Here is a 21,697-nt window from a genome sequence, read left to right on the forward strand (position 1 = left end):
GGCACCCGTGAACCCGGTACCGGTCAGGGTCACCGTATTACCACCGGTTGCCGGACCCGAATCGGGAACAACAGAGGTCAGAGTGGGAGCCGTCACCGGCCCATAGGTATAGGGCAGTGCATTGCTCGTACCATCCAGCGATGCCGCGACTGTGACCGGCACTATACCCGTACCAGGCGGAACGATCGCAGTGATCTGTGTATCGGAATCGATGGTGAATGTCGTTGCCGTGGTTCCGAAACGCACGGTCAAAGGACCGACACCACTGAACCCGCTACCGGTGATCACCACACTGTTGAACCCCGACTCCGGTCCCGACGCCGGTGACAACGACAAAAGTATAGGGGCGGGCACACCATAGGTGTAGGCCACCGAGTTACTTGTACCCGCCGGAGAAGTGACGGTCACCGCGACCGTACCTGTACCAGACGGCACCACCGCGGTGATCTGGGTCGCCGATACCACTGTGAACGAGGCTGCCGGGGTACCACCGAAATTCACCGCTGTCACGGTCGACAGATTCGAACCGGTGAGGGTGACCGTAGTCCCCGCTGGCCCCTGAGTGGGATTGATCGCGGTCAGGGCGGGGACCGTCAACGAACCATAGGTATAGGGCAGCGCATTGCTGGTACCTCCGAGCGATGCCGTGACAGTGACCGGCACCGTACCTGTACCAGGCGGAACGATCGCAGTGATCTGCGTATCGGAATCGATGGTGAATGTCGTTGCCGTGGTTCCGAAACGCACGGTCAAAGGACCGACACCACTGAACCCGCTACCCGTGATCACCACACTGTTGAACCCCGACTCCGGTCCCGACACCGGCGATAACGAGAAGAGCGTAGGCATGGTACTGTCCTCCAACAGCTACACGGGGCGAAAGAGACTCTGCGGCATCAGTTCTCACGTCGCGATGGCCAGTTCACACGTCACGATGACACTGCCCTACCCAGTAGGCCTTGGATTCAACGACACAGCAATAGCTCTGCCGATTCGTTATAGCCCGTTGTCGAAAGAGAGTCCTTCAGCGCCGGTATCGCGTCAGATCCAGAACTCACGCCACTGCGCGGCGGTGAGCGCATGGCGCCCGCCTCTGGCCTTTTCCGCGGCGTCCTCGGCCGCGCGGACGGCGGCGGCGAAGGTGAGAGTCGCTTTACGGAGGCGTTCCTCAGCACTTTCCGGCTCACCGAGCCGAACAACGCGCAATGCTTCGGGAACCAGATCGGCAGGCAGCCCGGCTTTGGCGCTGCGGGAGACGATCTTCTCGGCGAGCGCGAGCGCGGGTTGCGCCATCGCTATCCCGTCCAAGCACGAGCGCCGGGACTTCTCCGCGGATTTACGCTCCTCCCAGGCACGTTCCTGCGCGGCGATCCGCTCCTCCTGCGAGGCGGCGGTATCGATACCGGTATCGGCGAGATGCGGGCTGCGGTTGACGAGCTTGGCAACCAGAGCCGCGGCTACATCATCGACGGTGAATTCGCCCGCGGCTTCCGCGATCCGGGAATGGAACAGCACCTGCAGCAGCAGATCGCCGAGTTCTTCCTTGATGGTTTCCTGGTCGTCGTGCTGGATGGCGTCGAGTAGCTCATAGGTCTCCTCGAGCAGATAGGGGCGCAGTGAATCATGGGTCTGGGTGACCTCCCAGCCGCCGAAATGCCAGAGCCGGTCCATCACATCGACGGCACCGGCCAGCCCGGCCGCGACCAGCGCCGTATCCGCCGACATGGCTGGTCCACTGTCCATCATCGGTGTGACCGCCCTGGTGGACGCAGTCCGCTGGGCCGCGCGATGCCGCGCGGCCCGCAGCACCGACTCCTCGCGGCCGGTCGCGCTCACTGGTGCACCAGTTCGGCGGCGACAGCGAGATCGACCGCGCCCTGTGCCTTTCCGTCCAGAGCCAGCAGCAGATCGGCGACGAACTGCAGCAACACGACATCGCGGACGCGGTCGGCGCCGACGCTGTCGTGCACCCGCGGCAGTGGCAACTGCACCACTCCGGAGGTGGCGCGATATCCGGCGCTCGGATAGATACGTTTGAGCCGCATCTGCTTGGAATCGGGCAGATGCAGCGGCGAGATCTTCACTGTCGTTCCGGTAACCGCGATTTCGGTGACCCCGTATTCACGAGCGAGCAACCGCAGCTTGGCCACCGATACCAGACGGCCGACTTCGACCGGTAGCGGTCCATAACGATCGAGCAGTTCCTCGACAACCGAATTCAGGGCGGAATCGTCCTGAGCGGAGGCGAGTTTCCGGTAAGCCTCCAGCCGGAGCCGATCGCTGGCGATGTAGTCGGCCGGGATATGCGCGTCGACCGGCAGGTCGATGCGCACCTCCTTGACCTCCTCTGTGGTGATCGGTTTACCGTCGGCGGCCGCACGGTACGCCTCCACCGCCTCGCCGACCAGACGCACATAGAGGTCGAAACCGACGCCTGCGACATGACCGGACTGTTCGGCGCCGAGCACATTGCCCGCACCGCGGATCTCCAGATCTTTCATCGCGACCGCCATACCCGCGCCCAGATCGGAGTTCTGCGAGATGGTGGCCAGGCGGTCGTAAGCCGTCTCGGTGAGCGGTTTCTCCGGCGGATACAGGAAGTAGGCGTACCCACGTTCCCGGCTGCGCCCGACCCGACCGCGCAGCTGATGCAGCTGAGAAAGCCCGAGCGCGTCGGCACGTTCCACAATCAAGGTATTGGCGTTGGAGATATCGAGACCGGTCTCGATAATTGTGGTGCATACCAGCACGTCGTACTCGCGCTGCCAGAAGCCCTGCACGGTGGACTCCAGCGTGTCCTCGTTCATCTGACCGTGCGCGACGACCACACGCGCCTCCGGCACCAGATCCCGCAGCCGCTTGGCCGCCTTGTCGATCGACGACACCCGGTTGTGCACATAGAACACCTGGCCGTCGCGCAACAGTTCGCGCCGGATGGCGGCGGTGACCTGCTTGTCGTTATAGCCGCCGACGTAGGTGAGTACCGGATGACGCTCTTCGGGCGGGGTGAGGATGGTCGACATCTCGCGGATGCCTGCCAGGCTCATCTCCAGGGTGCGCGGAATCGGGGTCGCCGACATGGTGAGCACGTCGACATGGGTACGTAGCGCTTTGATGTGTTCCTTGTGTTCGACACCGAAGCGCTGCTCCTCATCGACCACCACGAGGCCGAGGTCCTTCCAACGCACACCGGTCTGCAGCAGCCGGTGCGTGCCGACCACGATATCGACCGTGCCGTCGGCCATCCCCTCCAGCACGGCGCGGGCATCGGCCGGATCGGTGAAGCGGGACAGCCCCTTCACGGTGACCGGGAAGCCCGCGACACGCTCGGTGAAGGTCTGCAGATGCTGTTGCGCGAGCAATGTGGTCGGCACCAGCACCACCACCTGTTTACCGTCCTGCACCGCCTTGAATGCCGCGCGCACCGCGATCTCGGTTTTGCCGTAGCCGACATCACCACAGACGACCCGGTCCATCGGGACCGCCTTCTGCATATCCGATTTCACCTCGGCGATGGCGGTCATCTGATCGACAGTCTCGGTGAACGCGAACGCGTCCTCCATCTCCTGCTGCCACGGTGTGTCCGGCCCGAACGCATGGCCGGGCGCAGCTTGGCGGGCAGCGTACAGTTGCACCAGCTCACCGGCGATCTCACGAACAGCCTTGCGCGCCTTGCGTTTGGTATTGGCCCAGTCCGAGCCGCCGAGCTTGGACAGGCTCGGCATCTCGCCGCCGACATAGCGGGAGAGCTGATCGAGCGATTCCATCGGCACGAACAACCGGTCGCCGGGCTGACCGCGTTTACTCGGCGCGTATTCGATCACCAAGTACTCGCGGCGGGCGCTGCCCACCGTGCGCTCGATCATCTCGACGAACTTGCCGATCCCGTGCTGATCGTGCACCACCATGTCACCGGCGTTCAGTGCGAGCGGATCGACCTGATTGCGGCGTTTGGCGGGCATCCGCTTGCCCTCGGCAGGTGCGGTGACCCGGTTCCCGGTGAGGTCGGACTCGGCGACGACCACCAATCCGGCATTCTCGAACACCACACCGTCGTGCAACGAACCGCACAGCACGCCGACCACGTCCTCGGCGGGCTCGGCCGCGGACTCCAGCGGCGCGGCCGGAACATCGGCATCGGCCAGCCGCTCCAGAACACGTTGCGCCGTACCATGTCCCGCGACGACCACGACCGCACGGCCCCCGGTGGACAGATGCGCGCGCAGCGAGGCGAAAATCGTCGCCACCAGCTCCTCGGAGCCTCGGGCGGCCGGCCCCGACTGCACCGGCAACACCACCTCCGCCGGATCACCGGAAGCGAGCGGGCTCAGCGTCCACCAAGGTAAGCCGAGTCGCTCGGCGCCCGCACGGATCTCCGACAACGGGCGGTAGGCCGAGGCGGCCAGATCGAGTCCGTGCCCACCGAGCGGTGCGGCGCCACCGAAGGAGGCCGCCGTCCAGGACGCCTCCAGGAACTCCTCACCAGTGCGGACCAAGTCGGCCGCACGAGTGCGGATCTTCTCCGGATCGCACAGCAACATGTGGGTGCCCTCGGCAAGCACATCGGTGAGCAGCCGCAGTTCGCCGGGTTGCAGCACCGGCAACAGCGCCTCCATACCGTCGACCGGAATGCCCTGCGCCAGTTTCTCCAGCATTTCCACCAGCGCCGCATCAGCCGCATTGGCCACCGCTACCGCCGCGGCGCGCTCACGTACCTCGGCGGTGAGCAGCAGTTCCCGGCACGGCGAAGCGATAACCACATCCACCGTGACATCGGAGAGCGAACGCTGGTCGGCGACGGCGAACGGCCGTAGTTCGGTGATCTCGTCACCCCAGAACTCCACCCGCACCGGATGATCCGCGGTCGGCGGGAAAATGTCCAAGATGCCACCGCGCACCGCGAACTCGCCGCGCTTACCCACCATATCGACCCGCGCATAGGCGAATTCGACCAACCGAGTAAGCAATTCGTCGAAAACGAACTCGGCGCCGACCCGCAGCGCGATCGGCTCGATATCACCGAGCCCGGCCGCCATCGGCTGCATCAACGACCGCACCGTGGTCACCACAACCCGCAGCCGCTCCTGGAAGTGCGGATCGCCGGGATGCGCGATCCGGCGCAACACCTCCAGCCTGCGCCCGACCGTATCCGCGCCAGGAGAAAGCCGCTCATGCGGCAACGTCTCCCACGACGGGAACTGCGCGACCGCGGGGCCGAGCATCTCCGTCAGCTCAACGGTCAGATCATCGGCTTCCCTGCCGGTCGCGGTGACCACAACCAGCGGTCGCTCGGCCGCGACCGTCGCCGCGACAAACGACCGCGCCGCCGAGGGCGCGACCAACTCGACCGACGCAGTGCCGATCAACTCCGCGACGGTCCGTAAAGCGGCATCCGCGCCGGCCGCGGCGGCCAATCCCGCCAGCGGCGGACGGTGGGTGGACATCGACAACTCCTGAGCGCAGGCGGGCGTTTCGAGCGGCCAACCGAGTCTAGTGGTGCTGCTCCGCGCCCCATCCCCCGCACCTGCTGTACCCGTGCCACCACCGCGATCCCCAGCACACACCAGACCGCCCCACCCCGCCGAGCACCTCCGACCACCCCCAACCCCAGGACATCCACGCAGCTCACCGCAGCCCCACCAGCACTGACCCAAGACAATGCCGATCACTCACCGCCCCCGCACCCGGCACCACACCCAACGTCTACCACCGCACCAGCCCACCCCCCCTGCCTGAGCGAAGCCGGACCGATCCCCCTCGAACCCGCCCCCTCCACACCCCCACCGGCTAAGCCCCCCCCAACTACCCCGCCGAACGCCAGTCTCAACACCGTTCGCGGCCCGTCTCGCGTCCGAGCGACCGAAGCGCATGCGCCGCAGGCGCGAGTCTCGGTTGCTCGGATGCGAGACCCCGAAGGGCCGCGAACACGCCGCCCCGGAGGGGGCGGCCAAACAAACACAGCGTCTTACGAGCACCGTTCGCGGCCCGTCTCGCGTCCGAGCGACCGAAGCGCATGCGCCGCAGGCGCGAGTCTCGGTTGCTCGGATGCGAGACCCCGAAGGGCCCCGAACACGCCGGGCCGCAGGCACGGCCAAATATTACGGCACGTACCTGCGTAACCGCCGGGCCGCGAACTCACGGAAATAGGACAGCTTCTCCGGAGGAACCATCGACGGGAGCAGGAAGTACCAGGCGCGTTCCATCCGGATCGCCATCTGGTCGATCGTCTCGGTACCGACGGCGATGATGTGCACGCCCGCGGCCATCTCCTGGAGCAGCAGCCCGATGATCTCCGCGTCCAGATCGGGGACCAGGTCTCCTTGGGCGATGGCTCGCTCCGCGAGCAGCCGGTAGGTCTCGCCCCAGGTCTTGGCGATGTTGTCGCCTTGAGCACCGCAGTAATCACCGATCTGGTGGGTCAGCTTGAGCATGGCGCCGACCATCGGGTCGTTCATCGATAGGTCGGCGACGACATAGGTGATGCCGATGCACGCTTCCAGGGCCGGTACCCGGGGATCGAAGAATCCCTGGCATGAGCTGACCAATCGCTCGTTACCCTGGTCGACCACGGCGCGGGCCAGCTCTTCTTTCGAGCCGAAGTGAAAGTACAAGGCGCCCTTGGTCACATTGGACTGCGCGATGATCTCGCTCAGGCTCGCGTTCGCGTACCCCAAACGTAGAAAGACATCGGCAGCGCCTGCCAGAACGGAATCACGGGTAATCTCCGCGCGCGCTTGCCTAGCCATCAGATCCGCCTGTCATCCCAAAACCAGCCATCCTGAAGTAGACCGACATCCCGAAGTTGACCGACTCACCATCCGAACAGCATCCAAAGGATGGGTGAACCGTACCACCAGGCGCGCGTGCAGCAGCCGATTCGAGCATTTGGCCGTAGCTCTCGCGCAATTCGCTGGTTAACAATAGGGTCACTCGCCAGTGCCCGCACGCCATTCCGAGCTCAATTGTGGATCGGCTTCCAGATGACTCAGCCCGTTCCAGCACAGGTTCACCAGATGCGCCGCCACAACCTCTTTCGAGGGTCTGCGCTCGTCGAGCCACCAGGTCGCGGCAGTGGCGACCTGACCGACGAGCGCCTGCGCGTACAGAGTGGACAAGCTGGTGTCGAATCCGCGGCGCTCGAAATCGCCCGCCAGGATATGCGCTACCTGATTGGTCGCCTCATTGAGCAAACTGGAGTACCTGCCCTCGGCCGCGGCGGCGGGCTGATCACGCACCAGAATTCGAAACCCATCGGTTCGTTCTTCGATGTAGGTCAGCAGCGCCAGCGCGACCTGTTCCAGCCGAATCCGGGATCGGTTGCGGGTGAGTGAGGACGTAATCATGTCGAGCAACATCGACATCTCGCGATCGACGACGACAGCATACAACCCCTCCTTGCCCCCGAAGTGTTCGTAGACCACAGGTTTGGAGACCTGGGCACGTTGCGCGATCTCCTCGATCGAGGTCGCGTCGTATCCGCGTTCGGCGAACAGCGCTCGACCGATCTCGATCAACTGCTTACGTCGCTGAGTGCCTGTCATTCGCGGACGGGATACCCGATGCGACTCGCTCAAAGACACCGTTCCACCTCCTCTCCCGGACGCGACTATCACTATGGTCAACTTTTCCAGACCGATCGACGACACTCCCGATCGACCCTCGTTCTGTTTTTGCGACGCAGGCCACGGTGGCCGAGCAGTGCGCGATACGCGAGGACATCCCCACTCGGTAACCGCTGGACCGGACACGCGCTACTGGAGCCAGGAGGCACACCTCACGGCGCGTATTCGAGATAGCCTGGAGGAAGCCGGACGTTATCCGGAGGCCTGCGGTGAGGTGAATCTCCGAACCGATCCGCGGATCGGTTCGACTAATGGCGCTTCGGCATGCGAGGATCTTCCTCGTGCCGTGACACAGTGGCGGGCGCTCCCCCGAACCGCCGGTGTGGCAATCCGCCGTGGTGTAATGGCAGCACCTCTGATTTTGGTTCAGATAGTTCAGGTTCGAGTCCTGGCGGCGGAGCTCGAGAGCACAGTGACTATCGTCGGCCCGCGTAGCGTCGACCAGCACAAGAAGATCCGCAGGATGACAGGCAGCCGAGGGAGATCCATGCCACAGCAGACCGCCGTCGTCGTTCTCGCAGCCGGTGCCGGGACGCGAATGCGGTCGAAGACCCCCAAGGTGCTGCATTCACTGGCCGGCCGCAGCATGCTGGCGCACGCGCTGCATGCGGCGAAAGAGATCGACCCCGTACACCTCATCACCGTGGTGGGACACCATCGTGAACAAGTCGGTGCCGCGGCGGCCGAGGTGGCCGTGGATCTGGACCGTGAGATCATCCCGGCCGTACAGGACCAGCAGCTCGGCACCGGGCACGCTGTGCAATGCGCGCTGACCGCCCTGCCAACTGACTTCACCGGGGATGTACTGGTCACCTCAGCCGATGTGCCGTTGTTGGACGGGCACACGCTCGCGGCGCTGCTCGAGGAACACCGCAGCTACGCCGAACGTCCCGCGGTCACCGTCCTGACCTTCGTGCCAGAGGACCCCAACGGATACGGCCGCATCGTCCGCGACGAAGACGGACAGCTGACCGAGATCGTCGAGCATGCCGACGCCACCCCGGAACAGACCGCGATCACCGAGGTCAACTCCGGCGTGTACGTGTTCGACGCCACCGTCCTGCGGACCATGATCGGCAGGCTGTCCACCGCCAACGCACAGCATGAGCTGTACCTGACCGATGTGCTCCGGTTGGCACGTGAAGCGGGTCACCCCGTGCACGGCGCACGCTTGGTCGACGCGGCCAAGGTCACCGGCGTCAACGACCGGGTTCAGCTGGCCGCGGCGACACACACACTCAACCGCTACATCCTGGAGCGGCATATGCGGGCCGGCGTCACGATCATCGACCCTGCCTCCACCTGGGTGGATGTCAGTGTGCGGATCGGCAGGGATGTGGTGCTTCGACCGGGTGTGCAGCTACTCGGCAACACTGTTGTCGGCGAGGACGCCGAGATCGGACCGGACAGCACACTCACCGATGTCATCGTCGGCGACGGCGCCAGGGTGCTACGCACCCATGGTGACGGCGCCGCCATCGGGCCGAACGCGACGGTCGGCCCGTACAGTTATCTGCGCCCAGGCACGGTGGTCGGCGAGTCCGGCAAGCTGGGCGCCTTCGTGGAGACCAAGAACGCCTCGATCGGTGCGCACTCCAAGGTGCCGCATCTGACCTATGTCGGCGACGCCACGATCGGCGAGCACAGCAACATCGGCGCGTCCAGTGTTTTCGTCAATTACGACGGGGTGGCCAAGCATCGTACGGTGGTCGGCTCGCACGTACGCACCGGCAGCGACACCATGTTCGTCGCCCCGGTGACGGTGGGTGACGGCGCGTATACGGCAGCAGGTACTGTACTGCGCAGAAACGTTCCGCCTGGGGCGCTCGCGGTATCCGGTGGGCCACAGAAGAACATAGCGGGCTGGGTGCAGCGACACCGTCCAGGGACGGACGCGGCGCGCGCGGCGGCGGAAGCCCTCGCGACCACGGAGATGTCGGGTCAGGCAACAGAGCAAAAGGATGGCAAACAGCAGTGACCGCGTCATGGATCGATAACCAGAAGAACCTGATGCTCTTCTCGGGACGCGCTCATCCTGAGCTGGCCGAGCAGGTCGCCAAGGAACTCGACGTCCAGGTCACGCCGCAGGTCGCACGCGACTTCGCCAACGGCGAGATCTTCGTCCGGTTCGAGGAGTCGGTGCGCGGTTCCGATGCCTTCGTCCTGCAGAGTTTTCCCGCGCCACTGAACCAGTGGTTGATGGAGCAGCTCATCATGATCGATGCGCTCAAGCGCGGATCGGCCAAGCGGATCACCGCCGTGCTGCCGTTCTACCCATACGCCAGGCAGGACAAGAAGCACCGCGGCCGGGAGCCGATCTCGGCCCGCCTGGTCGCCGACCTGCTGAAGACCGCGGGCGCGGATCGGATCATCACCGTCGACCTGCACACCGACCAGATCCAGGGCTTCTTCGACGGTCCGGTGGATCATATGCACGCCCAGCTGCAGCTGGCGGAGTACATCCGTAGCAACTACAGCCTCGAGCACATCACCGTGGTCTCCCCCGATTCCGGCCGGGTGCGTGTCGCCGAGAAGTGGGCCGACTCGCTGGGCGGCTCGCCGCTGGCATTCATCCACAAGACTCGTGATCCGCTGGTCCCCAACCAGGTGAAATCCAACCGCGTTGTCGGCGAGGTCGAAGGTCGTACCTGCATCTTGATCGACGATATGATCGACACCGGCGGCACCATCGCAGGTGCGGTCAAGGTGCTCGAGCAGGCAGGGGCGGGCGATGTGGTGATCGCCGCGACTCACGGTGTGCTGAGTGCGCCCGCCGCCGAGCGCTTGGCCACCTGCGGCGCCAAGGAAGTGGTGGTGACCAACACCCTGCCGATCAGTGAAGAGAAGAAGTTCCCGCAGCTGACCGTGCTGTCCATCGCGCCGCTGCTGGCTCGCACCATCCGCGAGGTCTTCGAGAACGGCTCGGTCACCGGCCTCTTCAACGGCAACGCCTAGCAGGTTCATCGGCTGACATCGGCTCGGACTCCGGTCCGAGCCGATTCTTTTGTGTCCGGTGCCCATACAGAGCGGCTCTCGGCGGGATACTGGAGTTATGAACCGTGATCCTGTGGAAGCCGAAATGGGGGATGACGACCAAGCCGACGAGATCCGCGAGTACCAGCGCAACATCACGGATCCGCCAGATGACCTGCACATCCGCTACCGGGAGAACGAGGACGACGGCAGACTCGGTATCGGCGACGAACTCGACCAGGAGTGGACACCACGCAACGGTCGCGCCGAAGCGGAAGAAGCCGACGACAGGTCCGCCGAGGTGGCCGCGATCGAGATCATCGACGATAAAGACCTCTGATATCCACCTGGCCCGGCACGCAGCACATCGGCACAATCGATGGGCTTACCGGCGGGGGCCGGTATGATGATCGGCTTCGCGCTCGGCGTGGTCCGGGCTTCATGACCAGCACAGCGGTCACTGGCCGGCTCAGCGCGAAAGCCGGGACGTAGATTTCTCGGTATGCACCGATTCACAGGCTTCCCATCTGCCGGAATGGACTTCTACGAAGATCTGGAGGCCGACAACTCGAAAGTGTTCTGGACCGCACACAAGAAGGTCTACGACGAGTCGGTCCTTGCCCCGATGAAGGCGCTCACCGACGAACTGACGGAAGAATTCGGTGCGGCCAAGATCTTCCGCCCGTACCGGGATGTCCGATTCTCCAAGGACAAATCACCGTACAAGACCGCGCAGGGGGCTGTGGTGCGCGCCGCGCCTGGCGTCGGATGGTATGTCCAGATCAGCGCCGCCGGGTTGTTCGTCGGCGGCGGCTTCTATCAGGGGTCGCCCGGTCAGCTCACGCTGCTGCGCGCCACCATCGACGATGATGTGCGTGGTCCCGAGCTCGCGGCAATCCTCGGCAGGCTCACCGACGAAGGCTTCGTCATCGGCGGCGAGAAGCTGAAGACCAAGCCCAAGGGCTACTCCGCCGATCATCCACGCATTGATCTGCTGCGGCACAAATCTCTCACCTGCGGCAAAGAATTCGGCGCGCCTGACTGGCTGGACACACCGCATACGGAACGCGAGGTACGCACCGCCTGGCAGTCGATCCGACCGCTGATCGAGTGGCTGGCCGCCGTGGTCGGCGGCGGACCGTCGTAAGGACCACCGCCGCCACGCAGACGTTCAGCGGCGTTCGGCGAGAACCAGGGCGAAACGATCATCAGGATCGGTCCACACCTGCCTGGTCGCGAAGCCCGCGGCGGTGAGTTCGGCGTCGAGGCCGTCGATGCGGAACTTCGCCGAGATTTCGGTGCGCATCTGCTCACCGGCGGCGAAGCGCACGGTGAGGCCGAGCTCGGCGACAGTGACGGTCATCTCCGCGCTCGCCTCCAATCGCATCTCGATCCATTCGCGTGCCGGGTCCCAGACCGCGATATGCCGGAACTTCTCCGGCACGAAATCGGCGCCGAGCCGGGAATTCAGTACGTGCAATACGTTGCGGTTGAACTCAGCGGTGACCCCTGCCGCATCGGCATAGGCGGGGACGAGCACCTCGGGATCGGTGACCAGCCCGGCACCGAGCAGCACCAGCTCGCCGGGCTCGAGCACTCGGTGGATCGCGGCCAGGAACTCCGCCCGTTCCGCGGGGACCAGATTGCCGATGGTACCGCCGAGGAAAGCGATCATCCTGCGGCCACCACGCGGCAAAGTATCGAGAGTGCCGGTGAAATCGCTGACCACGCCGTGCACGCCGAGCCAGGGGAACTCTGCCGCGACCTCGTCTACTGTGGCACGCAGCGCTGACGACGAAACATCTTGCGGCACATAACTCTGTAAGGGCGAGTGCGCACTCAACGCGGTGAGCAACAGCCGGGTCTTGACCGCCGAACCCGCGCCGAGCTCCACCAGCACCTCGGCCTGCGCGGTACGAGCGATCTCATCGACCACTCGTGCCAAGAGCGCTCGCTCGGTACGCGTCGGATAGTACTCCGGCAGCGCGGTGATCTGTTCGAACAGCTCGCTGCCTCTGGCGTCATAGAACCATTTGGGCGGCAACCACTTCGGGCTCGCGGTCAGGCCCAGTCCGGCGTCCGAGCGTAAGGCGGTGGTCAGGTCCTCGTCGGTGAGATGGATATCCAACGTCGATGCGGGCATGGCATAGACCTTTCAGATCAGCGGAGAGTGTCGATCGATAGCGCGCCAGGTCCGGCGGTCACCAGGCTGTGGTCCTGGATCGGCTGCCAGCGCGGGTCGTCGTCGAGCGGTTCGGAGGACACGATGGCGAAAGTGTCGGTGACCAGCACCGACAATGAGTGATGGCAGGTAGTCGCCCACAGCTGCGCACCATCGGAGAGCAGGAAATTCAGCCGGGCGTCCGGTGCTCTGTCGAGGATCGCGGCAACGAGCATCCGCAATGCCGTGGCGACAGCCTGGCGTTCGCGGTCCGGTGCCAGGGTCACCAGCAGCGCGCGCAGCACCTCCCACAGTGTGGCAGCGTCGGTGGCCGACTCGGCCTCGAGCAGCCTGGCCGGGGCGAACATCTCCTCGGCACCGCATTCGTCGACGGCACGGGCGAACTCCGCGACCACAGCGGGCAGAGTACGGCGCCAATCGGGAACTACGCCGTTATGGCTGAAGGCCCAGCGGTCACAGGTGAACGGAGCGCATGCGGACCGTTCCACCGGCATACCGACCGTGGCGGAACGTACCGCACCGAGTACCGCGGTGGATTCCAGTTGCGGGAGTACTTCGTCCACCGCCGGATCGGTCCAGATCGGCGCGGCATTGCGGTAACGGCTGACGGTAATCGGATCATCCGCCGCGGCGGACCACCAGGCGACGCCGAAACCGTCGGCATTGATGGTGCCGCCGCGGCGCATATCTCGCGGAGCCCACGCTTGGGTGCGCAATGAATGTGATCCGCGGGTCAGTATCTCCCCTACCCGCACCGGCGGTCCGAGATAACCGAGATGTCTACACACCGGCGCCTGCCCGCGCCCTCGCGGTGCGGTACGAGCGGGTGGGTGTGCCGCTAGAGCCGCCACACCGCCACCGGTTATCCGGCGATCCGCTCACTGAGCTTCCCCCGGCCGCAGATCCCGCGCCAGGCGGAACCCGGCGAAGATCTGACGGCGAATGGGATGGTCCCAGTTACGGAAAGTGCCCCGGCAGGCAACCGGATCGGTGCCGAAAGAACCACCGCGCAATACGCGATAGTCGCCGCCGAAGAACACCTCCGAGTACTCCCGGTACGGGAAAGCGCGGAACCCGGGGTAGGCCTCGAAACCCGAGGCGGTCCACTCCCAGACGTCACCGATCAACTGATGTACGCCCGCCGGTGAGGCCCCGGCCGGATAGGCGCCGACCTCAGCGGGTTCGAGATGGCGCTGCCCCAGATTCGCGGTACTCGTATCCGGATCCGCGTCCCCCCATGGATATCGGCGAGTCGCTCCGGTCACCGGATCGAATCTGGCCGCCTTCTCCCATTCGGCTTCGGTAGGCAGCCGCTTGCCCGCCCACCGCGCATAGGCCTCGGCCTCGAACCAGCACACGTGCACAACCGGCTGATGCGGCCGCAGCGGAGTCATCACGCCGAATACTCGCCGCCACCATCGGCCGGCCGGGTCGCACTCCCAGAACTGCGGCGCGACCAGTCCCGCCTCGACGCGATGCGCCCAACCGCGCTCGGACCACAGCTCAGGACGCTCATAACCACCGTCGTCGATAAAAGCCGAATATTGCTCATTACGCACCGGCGCGGCATCGATGGCGAAACCGGGCAGCCACACCTGATGCGCGGGACGCTCATTGTCCAGTGCCCAGCTGTCCGTCGAGGTGCCCATGGTGAATTCCCCCGCGGGAACGACGATGTCTCCGGTAACGGCCGTCGAGGCGGCCGGTGCGGGTGCCGCGGTGAGTACCGCGGCACCCGCGCGTAGCTGGTGGGTCGCCAACATGGTCTCGTCGTGTTGCTGCTCGTGCTGGGCGATCATTCCGAATGCGAAGCCGCCCTCGACCAGCGAACTTCCCCGTAATTCGCTGTGCTCCAGCACATCGAATACCTTGTCGCGCACCGTACCGACGTAGCCACGGGCCTGGGTCGGGTCGAGCAGCGGCAGCGCGGGGCGGTTCGCCCTGGCGTGTTTGAAGGCGTCGTAGAGTTCGTCGATGTCGGCGCGCACCGGTTCCCGGCCGCCGACATCGCGAACCAGCCAGAGTTCCTCCTGATTACCGATGTGGGCGAGGTCCCAGACCAGCGGACTCATCAAGCGGGAATGCTGAGCCACCAAATCGGCTTCGTCGACGCAGTCGGTGAGAGCGAGGGTGCGCTGCCTGGCGCGAGTGAGTACCTCGGCGATCCGGTCCCGTAGCTGTTCGGTGCCGGAATGGTCGGTAAGTGCTTGGGGTGAAGTGGGCACGGGATACCTCTGCGGGGTTCGTGATGATCGGCTTCGATGTGTCCATGGAAAACGTTATGGCCACAAGGGATTCGGCTCTTCCAGCCGCTCGGACCGTGATACGCTCCAGCGGGGTCATGTCTCGGCACCCGGCGGCTGCGCCCGGCCACTGCTATCGGTGTAGGCCTCGACCGGAGTGCGACCACGGAGACATCGTTCGGCGGCGGACTCGATCGCACGGGCCGCGTGCTCGGTTGTCGCGTGTGCGGCCGCCAACCGCAACAAGGCGACGGCACAGGCCCTGATACCGGGATCGGCCAAACCGTAGCGCGCGGCATCGACCCAGCGGCCGACGAGCGGCGCGGCGAGCACACTCGCCTCGGCGACCACCGACGGAGCCGACATCAGCGCGTCGATCACATGCACCGGAACTGTCCACCCGTCGCCTGGCTGGGCATCGATATATCGAACCTCCAGATGACCCGAGGCCCGCACCGGCGGGAACAACGTGGTCAGGTGATAATCCAGATCGCTGGTATCGGGACGCCGCCCCACCTCGTCGTCCAGCGCCCCCGACAGCCAATCCGCGAAAGTCGCGCCAGGCGGCGCGGACCATCCCCTGCCGGGGTCACCGCCCGGCACGGCGGCGCCATCGACACCACGGACACACAGCAGCGGTACATCCAGCGCCCACCTGCCGTATCCGGCCACCGGATCGGCCCAGTCCAGCACCGGCGGGCGAGTGCGCGTGGTATCCAACCGCAGCCAGGCCCGCATCCGTTGCGATGCCCATGCCCCTGGCGGTGCGCCGCGCAATACCGGGGAACAGGCGAAGGCTGCCAGCAGCGCGGGTCCCATCGCATACAGCGCGGTCCAGCGCGCGGCGACCTCCGCCTCGTCACTACCCGCGTCGACACTGACCTGGGTGGCCGCGGTATTACACATCATCAACTTGCCGAACGGTCCGATACCGCCGAAAGACTGCTCCATCGCACGGTAACGCGGCAGCTGGAGCAACCGTTTAGGCCTCCGATCGGCATCAGCCGCGACGGAAACGGTGCGGATGGAACGGGATTCGAGAAGTTCTCGCAGAAGACCGGCGTCCTCCCGCAGCCGATCACATAAGTGCGCGGCAGTACCGCAAGGAACGCTGGAGAGTTCGATCTGGCCACCGGGTTCGAGAGTGACCCGGCTGCCGCCCGGCATAGGAAGCGCGGGCGAATCGGGAGCGATGGACCGTGGTGCGTAAGGTCCGAGAGCGTCCGCCAGCACCGAGAGCTGCGGACGCGGGGCCGCCGCTGGGCCGGACGCCGAGCGCTCCCCTTGTACCGTGAGCCATTCGAGTTCGGCGCCGATCAGGGTGGGTGGTCCGAGCTTGAAACACACACCCCCGATGTACGCCTCCGCCACTGCGCGGGAGGACAATTCCCCCCGCGCAGTGGCACAACCGACAGACTCGGGACTCTCGAGCGTGACCGCCATGCCAACCTCCACCGGCGTCCGGAATGTGTCCACTGTTCTTCGGTTATCACCATGCGGACCGGCCGTATTCCCCGCCGACCCACCGCCATCGGCCTAGTGCACCCATAACGATCTTCTCAGCCTAGCCATGTGGACCGACAGGAAATCGGTAGGAGATCGAAGCGACCACCCGATAGGGTCGGCGATATGCTGGACGAACATCGCGTACGAGCCGAAACACCCGGATGCGCGAACGGGACCGGACCCGGCCCCGTTTTCCTCGATAGCGCCGGGTCATCGCTTCCGCCTCGGATCGTTACCGATACTGTCATCGAGCATCTGCGCCGCGAAGCCGAGATCGGCGGTTACCGGGCCGCGAACGAGCGTCTCGATGAGCTCGCCGAGGTCAAGTCCGCTATCGGCACGTTGATCAATGCCGCGCCGACCAGCATCGCGCTCAGCGATGGCGCCTCCCGCTCCTGGACGGATTTCTTCTACTCTGTCCCCTTGACCGCTGGCGACCGTGTCCTGATCTCCGAAGCCGACTACGCCAGCAATGCCATCGCCGCCATACAACGCGCCCGCGCCACCGGGGCGATAGTGGAGAAGATCCCCAGCGACAGCAGCGGACAGATCGATCTCGACGCGCTGGCCGCGCAGGTGGACGAGCGAGTCAAGCTGGTCTCGGTACTACACGCGCCGACCAATAGCGGCCTGGTGAATCCGGCTGCCGAGGCGACAAGGATCGCGCACTCGGTCGGTGCGCTGGTATTGCTCGACGCCTGTCAGTCCGCCGGACAGCTCCCCCTCGATGTGGCCGAACTCGGCGTCGACGCGCTGTCGGCCACCGGTCGCAAATGGCTGCGCGGCCCGCGCGGCACCGGATTCTTGTATCTACGACCCGAGCTGGCACAGTCCATGGAACCGGGCAGGCTCGACCTGCACAGCGCGGAGTGGACCGGTCCGGACGAGTACCGGCTCGCGCCCGATGCCACTCGCTTCGAGTTCTGGGAGTGCAGTGTGGCGGGGCGACTCGGGCTCGGTGCCGCGGTGCGGTATCTGCTCGACCTCGGCCAGGAGAACGTCTACGCCGCCATCGCGGCCCGCGCCGAGCACCTACGTAAGGCACTGCCGGAGATTCCCGGTGTGACGGTGCGCGATATCGGCGTCCGGCACAGTGGCATCGTGTCGTTCACCGTCGACGGTATGGATGCCGTCGAGGTACGCGACCGGCTGCTGACGCAGGACATCACCGTCACGGCCAGTCACGCGGGTTCGACCCTGCTGGACATGACCGCCCGTGGCCTCACATCGATTGTGCGCGCCTCACCGCACTATTTCGTCGGCTTCGACGAACTCGACCGATTCGTCGAAGCCGTCGCGAAGCTGGAGAGCTGATACTCCGACCGGCCCTCAGTGCACCTGGTTCTGTGCGGTTTCCAGGCCGACACGCAGCAACAGCTCCACTGCGTCAGCAGCCTGTTCGACGAGTACGGGGACCTCTTTGCGCTCCGGCGCGGCGAACGGCTTCAACACATAATCAGCCGGGTCCTGCCGACCTGGCGGACGACCGATACCGATCCGAATACGGAGATAGTCCGGGCTGTTCAGGGCACTGGATATAGAGCGCAAGCCATTGTGCCCGCCCGCACCACCACCACGTTTGAGCCGGATCGTGCCGAACGGCAGGTCGAGTTCATCGTGCACCACGAGCACTTCGGCGGGCGGTACGGAGAAGAATTTCGCCAGCGCGGCCACCGGACGCCCGGACAAGTTCATGAACGAGCGTGGCTTGGCGATGAGCACCTGACGGCCGTCCAGCCGCGCCTGCAACAGGTCGGAACCGGATTTCTTGTGCACACCGAAACGGCCGCCGACGCGCTGTGCGAGCACGTCGGCGACCAGAAAACCGATGTTGTGCCGGGTGCGCTCGTACTCGGGGCCGGGATTACCCAAACCGACCACGAGCGCGGGGCCGGTGGAGTTTTCGGTAGTACCGGTAGTAGTCAGTGCTTCGGCTTTCCGGTTACTCGGCGGCCTCGGTGACCTCGGCGGCCTCCGGTGCGGCGGACGGAGCCGCGATCACGTTGACGATCAGGGTCTCCGGATCGGCGGCCAGGCCGACACCGGCGGGCAACTGCAGCGCACCCGCCGTGATCTGGGTGCCCGGCTCGACGTTCTCGACGGAGACCTCGATGGTCTCGGGCAGCTGCAATGCGTCGGCCTCGATGGAGACGGTGGTGGCCTCCTGGGTGACCAGGGTGCCCGCGGCGGCGTCGCCGACGATCGTGACGGACACATCGGCGGTGACCTTCTCGCCACGCTGGACGATCAGCAGGTCGGCGTGCTCGATGTAACGGCGGATCGGATGCACCACAACAGACTTGGTCAGCGCGAGCTGCTTCTTACCATCGATGACGAGGTTCAGCACCGCGTTGGTGCCGTGCTCACGCAGGATGGCGGCGAAGGCCTGGGCGTTGACCGACAGGTGCTGCGGGTCGGCCTGGTGGCCGTACAGTACGGCCGGGACATTGCCCGCGCGGCGGGTACGGCGAGCTGCGCCCTTGCCGAATTCGGTGCGGACGGAGGCTTCGAGAAGGTTGACGTCGGACATGACTGGATCTACTCCTACGGCTCTTCCTGGCTGGCGGCTATTACCCGTCAGGGGCTGCTCACACCTGACCGGGGTGGTCTACTCGTCGGGCGAGGACCGACCGAGGACGGCCAGAAGCCGCGCCGCGTCGATCACGGTGTCGCAAAAAGTCTGCGGTCACCCTCGCCGAGACAACCCGGACACCATACCCCAGCGCATACGGACGCGATGAATCGGGTGATCACCAGCGCCTCAGCTCCCGTTAGGGTTCGTCACGTACGCTGGCGTGGTTGCCGGTCGATCGTCTGCGAAAGGTTGTTTGCGTTGAGCGCCTCCCCTGAGGGTGTCGTCACCCCCGCGCTCCGCGGGTTACCCGCCGAGGTCGCCCGGCGGCGCACATTCGCGGTGATCTCCCACCCCGACGCGGGCAAGTCCACACTGACCGAAGCGCTCGCCCTGCACGCCAAGATGATCGCCGAGGCAGGCGCGATCCACGGTAAGGCCGGTCGCAAATCCACCGTCTCGGACTGGATGGAGATGGAGAAGGCGCGTGGCATCTCGGTCAGCTCCACCGCGCTGCAGTTCAACTATCGTGCCGCGGGCTCGGATGTCGACAACGTGATCAACCTGGTCGACACTCCCGGCCACTCCGATTTCTCCGAGGACACCTATCGGGTGCTCACCGCCGTCGACGCGGCGGTCATGCTCATCGACGCGGCCAAGGGCTTGGAACCGCAGACGCTGAAACTGTTCCAGGTATGTAGACATCGCGGCATACCGGTGATCACCGTGATCAACAAATGGGACCGGCCGGGACGGGCCCCCCTCGAGTTGCTCGACGAGATCGACGAGCGCATCGGCCTCACCCCGACCCCGCTGTTCCTTCCGGTGGGTATCGCGGGCGATTTCCGCGGTCTGCTGCGCCGTGGACCCGATGGCGCAGCACTGGAATACATCCACTTCACCCGCACCGCGGGCGGCGCGACCATCGCACCGGAGGAATCGCTCACCCCGGAGGCCGCCGAGACACGCGAGGGCGAGCCGTGGACTACCGCCGCCGAGGAGAGCGAACTGCTCTCGGCCACCGGTCAGGACCACGACCAGGAACTCTTCCTCGCCGGGCAGACCTCACCGGTCATCTACGCCTCCGCGATGCTGAACTTCGGCGTGCGGCAGCTCTTGGAGACCCTGGTCGCACTCGCCCCGGCACCCGGCGCCCGCCCCGACCTCAACGGCAACACCCGCGCGACCGGCGACCCGTTCAGCGCGGTGGTATTCAAAGTGCAGGCAGGCATGGATACCGCGCACCGCGACCGGCTCGCGTTCATGCGGATCGTGTCCGGTGAGTTCGAACGCGGCATGGTGGTCACCCATGCGCAGACCGGTCGACCCTTCGCCACGAAATACGCGCTGACCGTCTTCGGCCGCGAGCGTGCCACCGTCGACACCGCGTATCCCGGCGATGTGGTCGGTCTGGTGAACGCGACCGCACTGGCTCCCGGCCACACGCTGTATGTGGACAAGAAGGTGGAGTTCCCACCGATCCCGTCCTTCGCGCCGGAGCATTTCGCCGTGCTGCGCGCGCAGAGCGCGGGCAAGTACAAACAGTTCCGCAAGGCGATCGACCAGCTCGACTCCGAGGGTGTGGTGCAGGTGCTGCGCAATGACCTCCGCGGCGATGCCTCCCCGGTGCTCGCCGCCGTAGGCCCGATGCAGTTCGAGGTGGTCACCGCGCGCATGCGTGCGGAGTTCACGGTGGAAACTACCCTGGAGCACCTCGGATACACCCTGGCCCGACGCACCGATGCCGCATCGGCGGACGAACTCGGACGGCAGCGCGGGGTGGAGGTGTTCACCCGCTCCGACGGTGCGTTACTCGCGCTGTTCAGCGACAAATGGCGGCTGCAGTACATCGAGAAGGAACACCCGGCGCTCACTCTGGAGCCCTTGGTCGCCACCGCTGATTGAACTCAGCCCACCTCGGATTCCGGCCGCAACGACGACGCGCCGGGATTGCGTTCCACCGAAGCGATGCCGTCCTCCTTGGCGATCAAACCCCAGCGACTGGAGGTCAAACGAAGGCTCGGCAGGTCACTGAGAGAGAGTACGACCTCGTACGTGCGCTCGTAACCGGTGTGGGAGATCCGCCAGCGCCTGTCCTCACAGCGAACGTAGCGGTCGCTGTAGAAGGCCGCACCACGCAGCAGCATATTGTGCCCAGGAATGAGGACAGTATCGGCGAGGTACCAGGTACCGGTAGCGGTATCGCCTTCGATATTGATCTCGGGATGGTCACACCGATGTTCGGTGATCACATGCGGACCGAGCGTGTTGCGCATGAATGCGATAAAAGCCTCGCGCGACTCGAACTGGAGATATTCGCTGTAGGTAGCGGTCGCCTCGGGGATCATGGTATCCGAAAATTCATCCCATGATTTAGTATCGAGCGCCCGTAGATACCGATACTTGAGCCGGCTGATCGCCGTGATGTCGTCGATGCCTCGCTCCGCACGCTCATATCCGCGTGCCGTTCTCGGATCACCACGCACCTGCCCGAAGTCGATCGGCCCCGCATCGAAACGCAACCGCTGATCCGTACGCTGATCGCTACCATCCCGCTCACCGGTATCGATCCCACGATCATCGCGGTCCCGCTCGTCCG

Annotated in this window: 18 protein-coding genes and 1 tRNA gene; 7 read left to right on the plus strand and 12 right to left on the minus strand. The window is 65.2% G+C overall.

Annotation, left to right across the window (positions count from 1 at the left end):
* The 5 genes from ACL02S_RS18170 to ACL02S_RS18190 form a co-directional block, all read right to left on the minus strand.
* A partial coding sequence (locus ACL02S_RS18170) for an IPT/TIG domain-containing protein (protein ID WP_412803640.1) occupies nt 1–849 on the minus strand: 849 nt, incomplete at its 3' end.
* A 192-nt stretch (nt 850–1,041) separates the two neighbouring features.
* On the minus strand, nt 1,042–1,743 hold the full coding sequence (locus tag ACL02S_RS18175) for a nucleoside triphosphate pyrophosphohydrolase (RefSeq protein ID WP_412803736.1): 702 nt from the start codon (nt 1,741–1,743) through the stop codon (nt 1,042–1,044).
* Nucleotides 1,744–1,832: 89 nt separating this feature from the next.
* Nucleotides 1,833–5,444 (minus strand): transcription-repair coupling factor, encoded by a 3,612-nt coding sequence (gene mfd / locus ACL02S_RS18180; RefSeq protein WP_412803641.1) that lies wholly within the window; start codon nt 5,442–5,444, stop codon nt 1,833–1,835.
* Between the two features lie 654 nt (nt 5,445–6,098).
* Entirely contained in the window at nt 6,099–6,746 is a 648-nt protein-coding gene (locus ACL02S_RS18185; RefSeq protein ID WP_412803642.1) for a TetR family transcriptional regulator, read from the minus strand.
* Nucleotides 6,747–6,926: 180 nt separating this feature from the next.
* On the minus strand, nt 6,927–7,541 hold the full coding sequence (locus ACL02S_RS18190) for a TetR/AcrR family transcriptional regulator (protein ID WP_412803643.1): 615 nt from the start codon (nt 7,539–7,541) through the stop codon (nt 6,927–6,929).
* A 410-nt stretch (nt 7,542–7,951) separates the two neighbouring features.
* Here ACL02S_RS18190 and ACL02S_RS18195 point away from each other — a divergent pair.
* The 5 genes from ACL02S_RS18195 (at nt 7,952) to ACL02S_RS18215 (ending at nt 11,742) form a co-directional block, all read left to right on the plus strand.
* Nucleotides 7,952–8,022 (plus strand) — tRNA-Gln (locus tag ACL02S_RS18195).
* Between the two features lie 87 nt (nt 8,023–8,109).
* Nucleotides 8,110–9,600, plus strand: coding sequence for a bifunctional UDP-N-acetylglucosamine diphosphorylase/glucosamine-1-phosphate N-acetyltransferase GlmU (glmU, locus tag ACL02S_RS18200; RefSeq protein ID WP_412803644.1), 1,491 nt, complete (start codon nt 8,110–8,112; stop codon nt 9,598–9,600).
* Nucleotides 9,597–10,577: a ribose-phosphate diphosphokinase gene (locus tag ACL02S_RS18205; protein WP_412803645.1), complete on the plus strand. Its 981-nt coding sequence runs from the start codon at nt 9,597–9,599 to the stop codon at nt 10,575–10,577. Before glmU ends, ACL02S_RS18205 begins: the two co-directional genes overlap by 4 nt.
* A gap of 97 nt (nt 10,578–10,674) precedes the next feature.
* On the plus strand, nt 10,675–10,935 hold the full coding sequence (locus ACL02S_RS18210; RefSeq protein ID WP_412803646.1) for a hypothetical protein: 261 nt from the start codon (nt 10,675–10,677) through the stop codon (nt 10,933–10,935).
* Between the two features lie 162 nt (nt 10,936–11,097).
* On the plus strand, nt 11,098–11,742 hold the full coding sequence (locus ACL02S_RS18215; RefSeq protein ID WP_412803647.1) for a DUF2461 domain-containing protein: 645 nt from the start codon (nt 11,098–11,100) through the stop codon (nt 11,740–11,742).
* 24 nt (nt 11,743–11,766) lie between these two features.
* Here ACL02S_RS18215 and egtD read toward each other — a convergent pair whose 3' ends face one another.
* The 4 genes from egtD to egtA form a co-directional block, all read right to left on the minus strand.
* Nucleotides 11,767–12,738: an L-histidine N(alpha)-methyltransferase gene (gene egtD, locus ACL02S_RS18220; RefSeq protein WP_412803648.1), complete on the minus strand. Its 972-nt coding sequence runs from the start codon at nt 12,736–12,738 to the stop codon at nt 11,767–11,769.
* Nucleotides 12,739–12,755: 17 nt separating this feature from the next.
* Nucleotides 12,756–13,565 (minus strand): ergothioneine biosynthesis protein EgtC, encoded by an 810-nt coding sequence (egtC, locus tag ACL02S_RS18225; protein WP_412803649.1) that lies wholly within the window; start codon nt 13,563–13,565, stop codon nt 12,756–12,758.
* A 90-nt stretch (nt 13,566–13,655) separates the two neighbouring features.
* Complete coding sequence (gene egtB, locus ACL02S_RS18230; RefSeq protein WP_412803650.1) at nt 13,656–15,002, minus strand: ergothioneine biosynthesis protein EgtB; 1,347 nt, start codon at nt 15,000–15,002, stop codon at nt 13,656–13,658.
* 114 nt (nt 15,003–15,116) lie between these two features.
* Nucleotides 15,117–16,463: an ergothioneine biosynthesis glutamate--cysteine ligase EgtA gene (egtA, locus tag ACL02S_RS18235; protein ID WP_412803651.1), complete on the minus strand. Its 1,347-nt coding sequence runs from the start codon at nt 16,461–16,463 to the stop codon at nt 15,117–15,119.
* A 186-nt stretch (nt 16,464–16,649) separates the two neighbouring features.
* Here egtA and ACL02S_RS18240 point away from each other — a divergent pair, with 186 nt between their 5' ends.
* Nucleotides 16,650–17,840, plus strand: a complete 1,191-nt coding sequence (locus ACL02S_RS18240) for an aminotransferase class V-fold PLP-dependent enzyme (protein WP_412803652.1) — start codon at nt 16,650–16,652, stop codon at nt 17,838–17,840.
* 15 nt (nt 17,841–17,855) lie between these two features.
* Here ACL02S_RS18240 and pth read toward each other — a convergent pair whose 3' ends face one another.
* Together pth and ACL02S_RS18250 are read right to left on the minus strand one after the other, a co-directional pair.
* Nucleotides 17,856–18,398, minus strand: a complete 543-nt coding sequence (gene pth, locus ACL02S_RS18245; protein WP_412803653.1) for an aminoacyl-tRNA hydrolase — start codon at nt 18,396–18,398, stop codon at nt 17,856–17,858.
* A 70-nt stretch (nt 18,399–18,468) separates the two neighbouring features.
* Nucleotides 18,469–19,056: a 50S ribosomal protein L25/general stress protein Ctc gene (locus tag ACL02S_RS18250; RefSeq protein WP_412803654.1), complete on the minus strand. Its 588-nt coding sequence runs from the start codon at nt 19,054–19,056 to the stop codon at nt 18,469–18,471.
* A 303-nt stretch (nt 19,057–19,359) separates the two neighbouring features.
* Here ACL02S_RS18250 and ACL02S_RS18255 point away from each other — a divergent pair, with 303 nt between their 5' ends.
* Entirely contained in the window at nt 19,360–21,003 is a 1,644-nt protein-coding gene (locus tag ACL02S_RS18255; protein ID WP_412803655.1) for a peptide chain release factor 3, read from the plus strand.
* 2 nt (nt 21,004–21,005) lie between these two features.
* On the opposite strand, the gene ACL02S_RS18260 is transcribed toward ACL02S_RS18255, so the two are convergent.
* A complete protein-coding gene (locus tag ACL02S_RS18260) occupies nt 21,006–21,533 on the minus strand; it encodes a nuclear transport factor 2 family protein (protein WP_412803737.1) in 528 nt (175 codons plus the stop codon).
* Between the last annotated feature and the right edge of the window lie 164 nt (nt 21,534–21,697).

Origin of the sequence: Nocardia spongicola (assembly GCF_047200775.1) — a bacterium.
Taxonomy (GTDB): domain Bacteria; phylum Actinomycetota; class Actinomycetes; order Mycobacteriales; family Mycobacteriaceae; genus Nocardia.